A 12,245-nucleotide genomic window follows, 5' to 3' on the forward strand; every position below is an offset into this window, starting at 1 on the left:
ACATACCCCATGAATATTTTTTGGCACTCCTATCAATCGAGTGCCAAGGCGCCTATAGAGAGGGGCGGCCGCCTAAGCCGGCCCCAGAAAGAGTCCCCATGAAATTCCGGCCACTCCACGATCGCGTCGTCATTCGGCGCGCCGAAAGCGACACCAAATCCAAGGGCGGCATCATCATCCCCGACAATGCCAAGGAAAAACCGCAGGAAGGCGAAGTGATCGCCGTCGGGCCGGGCGCGCGGGACGAAAGCGGCGCGCTGATGGCGCTCGACGTCAAGGCCGGCGACCTCATCCTGTTCGGCAAATGGTCCGGCACCGAGGTCAAGATAGACGGCGAGGACCTTCTGATCATGAAGGAGGCCGACATCATGGGCATCATCGAGAAGAGCGAGATGGGCATCATCGACAAAACCGTGGCTGCCAAGAAGGCCGCCTGACTGGAATGCCGCGCGCCCTGCCGGGCGCGCAAAGGATGCTCCAAGCTTTGATTCAGGCGCGCTGCAAGCGTCTTGCCACAACCAACCGAACTGGAAAAAATCATGTCTGCCAAAGAAATCAAATTTTCCACCGACGCGCGTGACCGCATGCTGCGCGGTGTCGAAATCCTCAACAACGCCGTCAAGGTGACGCTCGGCCCTAAGGGCCGCAACGTCATCATCGACAAGGCCTATGGCGCGCCGCGCATCACCAAGGACGGGGTGACTGTGGCCAAGGAAATCGAACTTTCCGACAAGTTCGAGAACATGGGCGCACAGATGGTGCGCGAAGTGGCCTCGAAGACCAACGACCTCGCCGGCGACGGCACCACCACCGCCACGGTGCTTGCCGCTTCCATCCTGCGCGAGGGCGCCAAATTCGTTGCCGCCGGCATGAACCCGATGGACCTCAAGCGCGGCATCGACCTTGCCGTCACCGCCGTCGTCAAGGAAATCCAGGCTCGAGCCAAGAAGGTCAAGTCCTCAGGCGAGATCGCGCAGGTTGGCACCATTGCCGCCAATGGCGACACCAGCGTCGGTGCCATGATCGCCAAGGCGATGGACAAGGTCGGCAATGACGGCGTCATCACCGTTGAGGAGGCCAAGACCGCCGAAACCGAACTCGACGTCGTCGAAGGCATGCAGTTCGACCGCGGCTATCTCTCGCCCTATTTCGTCACCAATGCCGAGAAGATGCGCGCCGAGCTGGAAGACCCTTACGTGCTCATCCACGAAAAGAAGCTCGGCAATCTGCAGGCGCTGCTGCCCATCCTCGAAGCCGTGGTGCAAAGCGGCAGGCCGCTGTTGATCATCTCCGAGGACGTCGAGGGCGAAGCGCTGGCGACGCTGGTCGTCAACAAGCTGCGCGGCGGCCTCAAGGTCGCGGCCGTCAAGGCGCCTGGCTTCGGTGACCGCCGCAAGGCGATGCTGGAAGACATCGCCGTGCTCACCGCCGGACAGATGATTTCCGAGGATCTCGGCATCAAGCTGGAGAACATCACCATAGACATGCTCGGCCGCGCCAAGCGCGTGCTGATCGAGAAGGACACCACCACGATCATCGACGGCGCCGGCGAGAAGGCCACCATCCAGGCGCGCGTCCAGCAGATCAAGGGGCAGATCGAGGAAACCACTTCCGACTACGACAAGGAGAAGCTGCAGGAACGTCTCGCCAAGCTGGCGGGCGGCGTTGCCGTCATCCGCGTCGGCGGCGCCACCGAATCCGAGGTCAAGGAAAAGAAGGACCGCATCGACGATGCGCTGAACGCCACCCGCGCGGCCGTCGAGGAAGGCATCGTTCCCGGCGGCGGCGTCGCGTTGCTGCGCGCCAAGGCTGTGCTGAACGGGCTGACCGGAGCCAATGCCGATGTAACGGCGGGCATTTCGATCGTGTCGAGAGCGCTCGAAGCGCCGATCCGGCAGATCGCCGAGAATTCCGGCGTCGAAGGTTCGATTGTCGTCGGCAAACTCGCCGACAGCAAGGACCACAATCAGGGCTTCGATGCCCAGAACGAGGTCTATGTCGACATGATCAAGGCCGGCATCGTCGACCCCGCGAAGGTGGTGCGGACGGCGCTGCAGGACGCGGGCTCGATTGCGGCGCTACTGATCACTGCTGAGGCCATGATCACAGACGTTTCAGCCAAGGAAGCCGCTGCTTCGCCCGGCGGCATGGGCTATTGACCAGCCGCTGCCGGAAACAAGCCTGAAAGACAGCCGCCGGGGGATATTCCCCGGCGCGCGCCATCGGCAAGGAGATCGATCCATAATCGCATTCGTCCCGAAGCCAAATGCAGCCACGAAGACCAAAGTGGCAGAGGAAAGCCGCTTCGATCGCATTCGCAGGCTTGCCGACAAGCACAGGAAAGCCGACGCCGGCACGATAGGCCGCGACCCGAAAAAGATCGCGGACAAGCGTCCCATGTGACGATTGCCAATCCTCGGCACCCCGCGCAAGCGCGGCACCAGACCCTTATCGCGTCTCGTCGCTGATCAGCGCCAGCTGAATGCGATTCTTGCCCGAACGCACAAGCGCCGTCAGTGCCTGCATGGTGCGGTCAAGCTTATCTCCGAGCGGCGGCAACTGGGGCCGCTACTTGGCGGCGTCATCGTACCGTTGGTTCTGCGCCATGAGGTGGCGGACCACGAGGTGAAGGAAAGCCTGATCGTTCAATCCAGGCTCGACTGGACCATCGTGGAGCCGCCCAGGTTGAGCCGCCCAAGTTGAGCAATGGAGCGGCAACGGGTGAATTCCGCACGGCAAACGGCATCCGGTCGGCGTCGCTGCTGCCGACGCTGGCGCGTGCCGACCTTCATGCTAGCCCAACTCGACGGCACCACCTACTCGCGCAGGGCAGCCAACATCCTGCGCTGACGCCTCGCGGAGCCGTCTTCCCCTCGACGAACCGCCCGCTATATCTTCATCGCCCTTACCTTCATCGCCCTTGTCGGCAGCACCAAAATGGACGAATAGTCTTGCAAGGCGCGCCGCCCTGAAATTGCCGGCATGCGGTTTCTCAGTTGGCGGCATCGCCGCAGCCGGATCCTGGAATGGCCAGTCCTTTGGAACCACGCAAGAGAAGAGGTCCGATCGCGGCAAGGCTGCTGGTGGTGGATGCGTGGATCGATTCCTCGGTCTACGAAATCGGCTTCAGGGCGCGTCAGTTCTGGGAAGCGGCGACCATCTTCTCGCGGCGTTTCCGCGTCGGCGGCTGGCGCCGCGGCATGATTGAACTGTTGAGTGAAGGATTTACGCTCGGTGCGGGCGGCATCGTTGTGCTTTTGGCGCTGGCCTTGCCGGCCTTTCAGATAACCGCCGGCGACTGGCGCACGCAGGGCGACTTCGCCGTCACCTTCCTCGACCGCTACGGCAACGAGATCGGCCAGCGCGGCATTATCCAGCGCGATTCGGTGCCGGTCGACGAGATGCCCGACCATGTCATCAAGGCGGTGCTGGCCACCGAGGACCGGCGCTTCTTCGACCATTACGGCATCGACGTGCTCGGCCTGTCGCGGGCCATATTCGAGAACGTACGGGCGAATTCTGTCGTCCAGGGCGGCTCGAGCATCACCCAGCAGCTGGCCAAGAACCTGTTCCTGACCAATGAGCGGACATTCGAGCGCAAGATCAAGGAAGCCTTCCTGTCGCTATGGCTCGAAGCCAATCTGTCGAAGAAGGAAATCCTGCAGCTTTACCTCGACCGCGCCTATATGGGCGGCGGCACCTTCGGCATCGAGGCGGCGGCAGATTTCTATTTCGGCAAGAGCGTCAAGGACCTGAACCTTGCCGAGGCGGCGATGCTGGCCGGCCTGTTCAAGGCACCGACCAAATATGCGCCGCACATAAACCTGCCCGCCGCCCGGGCGCGCGCCAATGTCGTGCTGTCCAACCTGGTCGATTCCGGCTTCATGACCGAAGGCCAGGTGCTGCAGGCAAGATTACACCCGGCCGAAATCGTTGATCGCGGCGAGCAGAAAAGCCCCGACTATTATCTCGATTGGGCCTTCGAAGAGGTCAAGAAAATCGCCGCCAAAAGCGGCCAGCACTCGCTCGTCGCCCACACCACCTTCGACGCCAACATCCAGAAGGCGGCCGAAGAATCGATGGAATTCCACCTCCGCCAGTTCGGCAAGGAATACAACGTCACCGAGGGCGCGATCGTCGTCATCGAGACCAACGGCGCGGTCAGGGCGATCGTCGGCGGCCGCGACTACGGCGCCAGCCAGTTCAACCGCGCCACCAAGGCGCTTCGCCAGACCGGCTCCTCTTTCAAACCTTATGTCTATGCAACGGCGATGGAGCATGGCTTCACGCCGGATTCGGTGGTTTCCGGCGGACCGATCTCCTGGGGCAGCTGGTCGCCCCACAATTACAATGGCGGGTCGGCCGGCAACGTCACGCTGATCACAGCGATGGCCAAATCGATCAACACCGTGCCCGTGCGGCTTGCCAAGGATTATCTCGGTATCAAGCCGATCAAGGCGATGGCCGAGGCGATGGGCGTCGAGTCGCCGCTGGAATCACACAAGACCATGGTGCTCGGCACATCGGGCATGACCGTGATGGACCAGGCGACGGGCTACAGCGTGTTCGCCCAGAACGGCTTTGCCGGAACCCGGCATGGCGTCAGCCAACTCTTCACCCGCACCGGCGAGGTTGTCTACGACTTCGCCAAGGATGCGCCGCCGCCGCATCGGGTGCTGTCGGAGCAGGCGCTCAAATACATGAACACCATGCTGGCAGCGGTTCCGGTGATCGGCACGGCGCGGCGCGCGGCCCTTCCAAACATCGTTATCGCCGGCAAGACCGGCACGACCCAGTCCTATCGTGATGCGTGGTTTGTCGGCTTTACCGGCAACTACACGGCTGCCGTCTGGCTCGGCAATGACGACTTCACCGCGACCAACAAGATGACCGGCGGCACGCTGCCGGCCATGGTGTGGCAGCGCCTGATGCTCTATGCGCACCAGAATATCGACCTCAGACCGATCCCTGGCCTCGATCACCCCTTCGTCGATGCCGAAATCGCTGCCAAGGCCGAGGAAGCGGAAAAGAAGAGCGCCGAACAGGCAGCAGCCGATGCCGCCGCCGAGCGTCCGCCGGTGCTGTCCAGCCGGACCACCCAGACCCTGAAGGAACTCACCAAGCTGTTCCAGGCGGCACCCGTGCTCGACGCGCCCGCTGCACCGGAGACCCTCTCGGCGCTCTGAGCGGTCAATTCCACAGGGCCGCTTGCCACAAGCCCCCGCACCGCGATATCCCGAGCGACAGTCTTTCAGTCCCCGGCCTTCGGTTCCCCGGCTCCTCATGCTCAAGAATGCCTTCCTGACACTGCTTTCGCTTGCCATCGCCGTCGTCGGCGGTGGCGGCAGCGTCTGGTATGCACTGAAGCTGCAGGACGGCGTCGGCGCCATCAGGATCGGCCAATGGACCGCCTTCCCCGATATCGGCACGCCGACGGCGGATCCTTATTCGAAGGCCCGCGTGGCGCGCGAAGGCGTGCTGGCGCTCGGACAGGCGGAAGGACTGTCCTTCATCGCCGAGCGCGATTCCGGCGGCGAGCAACTCAAGCGGCAATGTGCCTACAAGATTGCGGGCGGCTTTCCCACGGCCCGGTTCTGGACCCTCTATGCCGCAGATCGGTCGCTTGGCGTGATCGAGACCGGCAAGCCGAGGCTGGCTGCGCTGCAGTCCTATCAAGTGCTGCGCGAGGCCGACAATTCGGTGATCATTTCCGTCGGCAGCCGCCCGGCGCCCGACAACTGGCTGCTGACCAGCGGCGCCGGCGGGATGTACTTCGTGCTCACGTTCTATGACACGCCGATCGCCAGCAGCACCGGCCTCTCGGACGTCACGCTGCCGCAGATCCAGAAGGTCGGCTGCAATGCGTAGCCTGCTGCATGCCGTGCTGCTCGGCCTGCTTGGCGGCGGCATCGTGCACATCATCGTGCTGCTGCTCGTCCCCGAGTTTTCCGAACGCGACGCCTGGTCGCGATTGGCCATGGCTTCGGATCTCTACAAGATGACCAGGCTCGACGCGGAAGCCGGCGGCGCGCCGGTGGTGAAATCGGTCGATCCGCTGTTTTATGCGGCGGCTTGCCGCTTCGACCTTGCCGAGGGGATGGTGCGGGTCAAGGCGCCGAGAAAGGTGCCGTTCTGGTCGATATCGGTCTATGACCGCGGCGGCCACAACATCTACTCGTTCAACGACCGCAGCGCGACCGCAGGCGTGCTCGACACCGTGGTGCTGACGCCGGCGCAGATGATCGAGGTCCGCAAGAATCTTCCCGCGGAACTGCAAGGGGCGATCTTCGTCGAAGCGCCGATAGCGGAAGGCATGTTCGTCATCCGCTCGTTCGTGCCCGACGACAGCTGGAAGCCGATCGTCTCGCGGTTTCTCGAACAGAGTTCCTGCGAACTGCAGGATTTTTAACCCACTTCCGATGCTCAGTGATGCGGTACCGGCAATGTCCCCGAAGGTCCCGGCTTATCGGGGCCGACCGGCCGCGTCTCGCCGGTCAGCGGCCGCTGCTCGTAGCGGACCCCGGGAAAGATGATCACCGCCGCCGGCGTTCCCGCGGTTTGTTGTGCTCGATTGGTTGCCGCCGTTCGCGGCACGAAAGACAGTACCATGCCCATGGTTCGCGTATTCCTCTCGGTTGCCCCGGAGCACAACGCAACGCCTCCATAGTCGATTAAGGAGGCAGTAGGTTAACGGAGCGCTAACGGATCGCCGCTAAATTGATCTTTGTTCTTGGGAAACGCGAAACCGGTACAGCCCGGCAGAGCGCAGTCCAGATCGTGTCGAGTGTCGGGCGTATCCTTCGTGTCAGCTTCGGATTTCAGGCAAATCGCAGCAGGAGCTGAATCGGGAAAGGCCGAGAGGCTGTTCCGCGCCGCGGTGTCGGCGTTCTGTTCGCTCACCCGACCTTCACGCCGCGAGATCGCGCAGCTCGAAGACCTGACGCTGCCGCTTTTCGACAATGTCTCGGTCGAATCGCGCCGCTACGTCGCGGCAGCCCTTTCCGAATGCGAATATGCACCCGCCGCGCTGGTGCGGCGGCTTTGCCAGGAGCGGGTCGATATCGCCGCTCCGCTGCTCATCCGCTCGCGTGCCCTCAGCGACGTCGACCTCATCGCGCTGATCGGGCGCCACGGGCTGCCGCATGCCCGTGCCATTGCCCGCCGCAAGGATCTCAATCAAACGATCGCGGATCTCATCAAAGTGCTCGAAAGGCCGACGCTGGTGCGGTCGCAACAGCAGCCGGAAACAACCGCCAAAGCCGCGTCCGAAAACGCCGAAGTGGTTGCGAGCGATGCCAACAGGCAAGAGGCTTCCGATGCCGCCGAAACAGTACGCCGCCGGTTGCGATCCATGATGCGCGCCGAGAGCGGCACCGCTATCGGTCCGTTCGTCGAGCCGCAAACCTATGTCAAGCTGCGCGAGACCGCGCTGACCGGCAATGCGGCATTCTTCCAGACAGCGCTCGCCGATGCGCTCGAAGTCGATTTTTCAACGGCGCGGACGCTCACCACGAGCCAAAATTACACACCGCTGCTGGCCGCCTTGCGCGCGCTCGACCTCAGCGAAGACAAGGCGTTCCTGATCACGGCCACCATCTATCCGACCGAGTTTCCGCACCCGCAGGCGATCCGCATCTTCCTCGACCGCTACCGCCTGCTGCACCGCGACGCGGCGTTGGACAGGCTCCGCGGCTGGAAGGCCGACACCGTGTCGAAAATCGTTCGCAAGCCCGGGCGCGTCGCCGCAAACGCCGACCTGCGCAAGCCGAACAGCGCCGATGTTGCCGCTGTCCCAAAGGCGCGTCGCGTCTGAAAAGTTACGGCAACTTGACCGAGATAAGCTCCTCAACGGGAATGGCGCCCGCCTCGACCTCGACCACCCAGATATCGGGATCGAATTTCTTCTCGCGCTCCAGCCGCGCGTCGAAGATGGCGGCATCGTCGCCCTCGCCGAGAAGGCTGAAGAAACGGTCGTCCGGCCTGGCCGAATCGTAGCTCGTCTGCGGCGCCGGCCCGAACAGCGCCATCTCCCCCAGCCTGCCCCGCGCCAGCACGAAAACCGCGCCGGCTTCCGTGGCGCCGCGCTTGACCACGGCGGCAAAGCCGCCGGCGCTGAAAACCCGACGCAACAGCGCCGATACCCACAGGTCGGTGGTTACCCGCATGGAGAATTCCTGGCCATGCGGCGGTCCTTACAGCATTGGCCGGAAGACTGTAACCGGTCTTTGCCGAGCGACCGGCGTGCGGCCGTCACGACCCTCAGTTGGTCAGGCCGATCTCGCGCATCTTGACGTAGACGATCTCGTCGGGCTCGCCGGTCTCGGGCAGGCCGAAAAGCGCCTGGAATTCCTTGATCGCGGCCTTGGTGCGTGCGCCGACGACGCCGTCCAGTTGCATGTCGTCATTGCCGAAAGCTTTCAGTCCGGCCTGGATCTTGACGATGCGGGGATCAGGTGCCGCCGCATTTGCCGGTGCGGACGCTGGAATGGCGGCTGGAACAGCGGCCGTTTCGACCGGCCGCGGCACGGGATGCGGCACCACGGCCGCGGTCGTCGGCGTGGCACCCAGTTGATCCAGCAGAATGCTGTCGATCTCGCCGGAGGCATTCAATCCGACCTTCTGCTGATAGGCCTGGATGGCCTTGCGCGTATTCGGTCCGGGAATGCCGTCGACGGTGCCGGAATAGAAATCGAGATCCTTCAATATGCCCTGGACCTGCTCGACGACCGGGTCGCTCTTGATCGGCGCAGCCGCCGGACGCACGATGTTGATGGTGGTTTCGGGCTCGTCGCTGTCCGCCCGGGGAAAGCGCTCGATGCTCCTGGTGACGAAAAACGCGCCGGCGTGCGGAAAGGGCTGGTACCAAAGAGCGTTCGCCGAGACGTAGAACAGCGTCACCAGGAATGCGGTGGAGCCGCCGACCACAACTGGGTTGCGCGAGATCAGGCTGCCCAGAGCCATCGCTCCGTGCTCGAAGGCATTGCCGCGGCGTTTGACCGCCTTAGGCTGTTTTGCGGAGCGACCCATTGCTCTCCCCTTTGCCACCGTCCGCTCTGGCTTTGGCCGCGGACATCGGCACCACGCCGGTCTTCTCCGCCGAGTGGCCCGTCGGGCCGTTCACGGGAAGGCTGATCGTTACCGTGGTGCCCTCGCCCGGCATGCTTTCGATCGACATGGTGCCGTCGTGCAGCGCCACCAGCCCCTTCACCAGCGAAAGCCCAAGCCCGGTGCCTTCGAACCGACGGGTATAGTCGTTCTGTATCTGCATGAACGGCTTGCCGAGATTGGCAAAATCTTCCTCGGCGATGCCAATGCCGGTGTCCCGGACCCAGAAATGCAGCCGCGAGCCGATCCGCTTGGCGCCGATGACGACGTTGCCGCCTTCGGGCGTGAACTTGATCGCGTTGGAGACGAGATTGATCAGGATCTGCTGCACGGCGCGACGGTCGGCATTTATTTCACCTGCGTCCGGCGCGATCTGGGCCTGCAGATCAATGGCTTTTGCCTCGGCTTGCAGGCGCATCATCGACTGGCACATCTCGACCGCTTCGCGGAAGCGGAACGGTTCCGGTTCGGTCGCATAGGCGCCCGATTCGATCCGCGATACGTCGAGTATCGAGGTGACGACGGCAAGCAGGTGCTGGCCCGAATCCCGTACCAAGCCGACATATTCCTTCTGGCGCGGATCCTTGAAGGTGCCGAACATCTCGTGCAGCAGCATGTCCGAAAAACCGATGATGGCATTGAGCGGGGTGCGCAGCTCGTGGCTGACGACGGCAAGGAAGCGTCCTTTCGCCACCTCGGCCGAGGCAGCCGCTTCATTGGCGGCGGCAAGCTCCTGGCGCAGTCCGGCCAGTTCATCATTCTCGCGCAGAACGAGCGTGAAGACAGTCTCCTGCCCCGGCGCGCGCATCATCTCGAGCGAGAACGGCCGGTAATTGTCGGCCGTCACGCCGCTGTTCTGCGGCAGCCGGACGCGAAGGTCGAGCCGGCGCGACAGAGCGCCATCGCGCATATCGGCCAGCGCGCTGAGATACGGGACGCGGTCGGACAGATGGATGCGATCGAAAAGCCCGGCGCCGAAAAGCAACTCCGGCGGCAGCCTCAGCATCGTGCGCGCCTTGGTCGAGGCGTCCAGAACCTCGCCATGCGCCGCTATTCGCAGCACGACAGCGTCGATCAGGTCTTCGAGCCGGTCGCTGCCGGCAGGATCGAGCTGTGCGTTGGCGGCGCCACGAAGTGGAGCGACACGCGGAAAGAGCGTGAGCGCCCAGGCCAGTGGTACCAGCCAGTGCCATGCGGCGATTTCGGTCTGGCCGAGCGGCAAGACGGAACCGGCGAAAGGCTGCAGCAAGACTGCGACAAGGGCCGATATGGCGCCCCAGATCACGGCACGGCGCGACTGGCCGATCCACCAGGCTTCAAACGGCAGCGCCACCGCAAGCACGGCAACCGGCGAGGCCACACCGCCGGCGGCAGCGACAAGGGCACCCAGGGCAACACTGCTCACGACCAAGGCTAGTTGGCCGGCCAGGGTGATCTTACCCGATGCAGCCACCAGCAGGGCGGCGAACCAGCAAAGGCCGAACGCGGCAAAGATCGCAGCCACAGTCACGGCCGCGCCCATGCCCGACGTGACCAGCGTCACCGCTGCACCTGCGCTGAAGAACGGAGCCGCCAGCATGACGCCAATGAACCGGCTGTGGCGGCGGCGGTCGTCCTGGCCGAGGACGGACGGATGAACCATCCGTTCGCAACCGGCGGCTATCGCGCCCGGCAACTCGGCGTATCTGGCCTTGATCGCACTCAACTCAACGCACCCGGTCGTGAACGGCCCTGCTTTGCAGGTGGCTTTTGTCGATCCGAAACTCGCATCCAGCGTTTAAGGAATGGATAAGGCTGGGCCGATCGTCCCCCCGGCCGGCTGCAAATATCGGGATACCGGCGGCGAAAAACCGGGGCAATTGCCGCCATAGTAAACGGAGCGTTATCCGGACCGCCCGCGCCTGGACCTGCGGCCGAGGCCGCCAAACTGTCGCCGGTTCAAAAAATGAGCAGGAAAAACAACAGGTTGGATGGTTACCCTTTGCTGAATAAAATCTAAGTCGTTCGAGGCAAATGAATTTCAAAACGCTTCGTTTCGAATCTGCCTAAAATTTGAGGAAAACTGTTGCTTTCGGGACAAGCCGTCCTTTGCGCGTCCGTGCCAATATCGCCGTACAGGGGTCGTGCGGTTCGGATGCATGACCGTCATAAAGGACAGACAGATGGGCTTTCTGATAAGAGCTGCTTTCTGGTTTTCGCTGGTGCTTCTGGCGCTGCCGCTGGGTGTCGGCTCCGATGATGCGGGCCGTGAAAGCGTCGGACCGCTCCAGGCGCTGTTTGCCGCGCGCGAAGCCGTCGGCGACATCGCCGGCATCTGCGAGCGCAAGCCGGACGTGTGCGAGACCGGCAAATCGGCAATGCACACCATCACCGCCCGCGCAAAGGAGACCGCCAAGATCGCGGCCGCCATGCTGGACGACAAGGCCGCTGAACCCGATACGGTGACGACCACCGGCAGCGTGCCCGAGGAAATCGTCTTGCCGGCGAAAGTCGATTTGCCGGCGAAAGTGCACTTGCCGGCAAAGAACTGAGACTGTTTCGGCCGAATCCATCGCTAAACCGCAGGGCGCCCCGCTCTCGGCGCCTGCGGCGTTTCTCCTCTTTTTCCGTGACGCGGCCGCGCCGGATGACTATATCCGGGGAAATGACCACGACGATCCAGACCATCCGCGACGACTTTTCCCTGCTCGACGAGTGGGAAGACCGCTATCGCTATGTGATTGAACTGGGTGAAGCGCTGCCGCCATTTCCCGACGAGCAACGCATACAAGCCAACAAGGTGCCCGGCTGCGTCAGCCAGGTCTGGCTGACCACCGAGCAAGGCGAGGGTGCCAATCCCGTTATTACCTTCAAGGGCGATTCCGACGCCCATATCGTGCGCGGCCTGGTTGCCATCATGCTGGCGCTGTTTTCGGGACGGCCCGCCAGCGAAATCCAGAGGACCGACGCAGAGGCAACGCTAAAGGCACTCGGACTTGACGAGCACCTGTCGCCGCAGCGCGCCAATGGTCTTCGCTCGATGGTCAAGCGTATCAAGCGTGACGCCGAGGCAGCGCTGAAGCAGACCGCCTGACCGGACGGCAATTACCAGCAGTATGAAGAACTGGCGGCCCGAGCTTGGTCTCCCCCCAATACAAAAC

General features: G+C 63.2%; 13 protein-coding genes. 9 read left to right on the forward strand and 4 right to left on the reverse strand.

All coding sequences use genetic code 11. The features are described 5' to 3' along the window. The first annotated feature begins 98 nt into the window (after positions 1-98). The 6 genes from NKI22_RS12630 to NKI22_RS12655 all read left to right on the forward strand — a co-directional run bounded on the left by NKI22_RS12630 (position 99) and on the right by NKI22_RS12655 (position 6,409). Positions 99-437, forward strand: coding sequence for a co-chaperone GroES (locus NKI22_RS12630; protein ID WP_352588754.1), 339 nt, complete (start codon positions 99-101; stop codon positions 435-437). Positions 438-539: 102 nt separating this feature from the next. Then, on the forward strand, positions 540-2,159 hold the full coding sequence (gene groL, locus NKI22_RS12635; RefSeq protein WP_352788997.1) for a chaperonin GroEL: 1,620 nt from the start codon (positions 540-542) through the stop codon (positions 2,157-2,159). Between the two features lie 247 nt (positions 2,160-2,406). Beyond that, positions 2,407-2,703 (forward strand): hypothetical protein, encoded by a 297-nt coding sequence (locus tag NKI22_RS12640; RefSeq protein ID WP_352814766.1) that lies wholly within the window; start codon positions 2,407-2,409, stop codon positions 2,701-2,703. A 323-nt stretch (positions 2,704-3,026) separates the two neighbouring features. Then, on the forward strand, positions 3,027-5,186 hold the full coding sequence (locus NKI22_RS12645; RefSeq protein ID WP_352814764.1) for a transglycosylase domain-containing protein: 2,160 nt from the start codon (positions 3,027-3,029) through the stop codon (positions 5,184-5,186). 97 nt (positions 5,187-5,283) lie between these two features. Continuing rightward, positions 5,284-5,868 (forward strand): DUF1214 domain-containing protein, encoded by a 585-nt coding sequence (locus tag NKI22_RS12650; RefSeq protein WP_023718400.1) that lies wholly within the window; start codon positions 5,284-5,286, stop codon positions 5,866-5,868. Then, the gene (locus NKI22_RS12655) at positions 5,861-6,409 is read left to right on the forward strand and encodes a DUF1254 domain-containing protein (RefSeq protein WP_352814763.1); all 549 of its coding nucleotides are present in this window, start codon (positions 5,861-5,863) and stop codon (positions 6,407-6,409) included. Before NKI22_RS12650 ends, NKI22_RS12655 begins: the two co-directional genes overlap by 8 nt. A 14-nt stretch (positions 6,410-6,423) precedes the next feature. Here NKI22_RS12655 and NKI22_RS12660 read toward each other — a convergent pair whose 3' ends face one another. Further along, on the reverse strand, positions 6,424-6,615 hold the full coding sequence (locus NKI22_RS12660; RefSeq protein ID WP_031193791.1) for a hypothetical protein: 192 nt from the start codon (positions 6,613-6,615) through the stop codon (positions 6,424-6,426). Positions 6,616-6,802: 187 nt separating this feature from the next. Between NKI22_RS12660 and NKI22_RS12665 the strand changes: the two genes are divergently transcribed. Beyond that, positions 6,803-7,813 (forward strand): DUF2336 domain-containing protein, encoded by a 1,011-nt coding sequence (locus NKI22_RS12665; protein ID WP_023718402.1) that lies wholly within the window; start codon positions 6,803-6,805, stop codon positions 7,811-7,813. 4 nt (positions 7,814-7,817) lie between these two features. On the opposite strand, the gene NKI22_RS12670 is transcribed toward NKI22_RS12665, so the two are convergent. The 3 genes from NKI22_RS12670 to NKI22_RS12680 form a co-directional block, all read right to left on the reverse strand. Then, positions 7,818-8,165: a DUF1491 family protein gene (locus tag NKI22_RS12670; protein ID WP_023718403.1), complete on the reverse strand. Its 348-nt coding sequence runs from the start codon at positions 8,163-8,165 to the stop codon at positions 7,818-7,820. A 94-nt stretch (positions 8,166-8,259) separates the two neighbouring features. Further along, positions 8,260-9,027 (reverse strand): peptidoglycan-binding domain-containing protein, encoded by a 768-nt coding sequence (locus NKI22_RS12675; RefSeq protein ID WP_023718404.1) that lies wholly within the window; start codon positions 9,025-9,027, stop codon positions 8,260-8,262. Continuing rightward, positions 9,002-10,747: an ATP-binding protein gene (locus NKI22_RS12680; RefSeq protein WP_023718405.1), complete on the reverse strand. Its 1,746-nt coding sequence runs from the start codon at positions 10,745-10,747 to the stop codon at positions 9,002-9,004. Before NKI22_RS12680 ends, NKI22_RS12675 begins: the two co-directional genes overlap by 26 nt. Before the next feature lie 520 nt (positions 10,748-11,267). On the opposite strand from NKI22_RS12680, the gene NKI22_RS12685 reads away from it, so the two are divergent. Continuing rightward, positions 11,268-11,636, forward strand: a complete 369-nt coding sequence (locus NKI22_RS12685) for a DUF5330 domain-containing protein (protein ID WP_023718406.1) — start codon at positions 11,268-11,270, stop codon at positions 11,634-11,636. A 113-nt stretch (positions 11,637-11,749) separates the two neighbouring features. After that, positions 11,750-12,178, forward strand: coding sequence for a SufE family protein (locus NKI22_RS12690; protein WP_023718407.1), 429 nt, complete (start codon positions 11,750-11,752; stop codon positions 12,176-12,178). Positions 12,179-12,245: the final 67 nt, after the last annotated feature.

This window comes from Mesorhizobium sp. M0778, assembly GCF_040320105.1.
Lineage (GTDB): Bacteria > Pseudomonadota > Alphaproteobacteria > Rhizobiales > Rhizobiaceae > Mesorhizobium.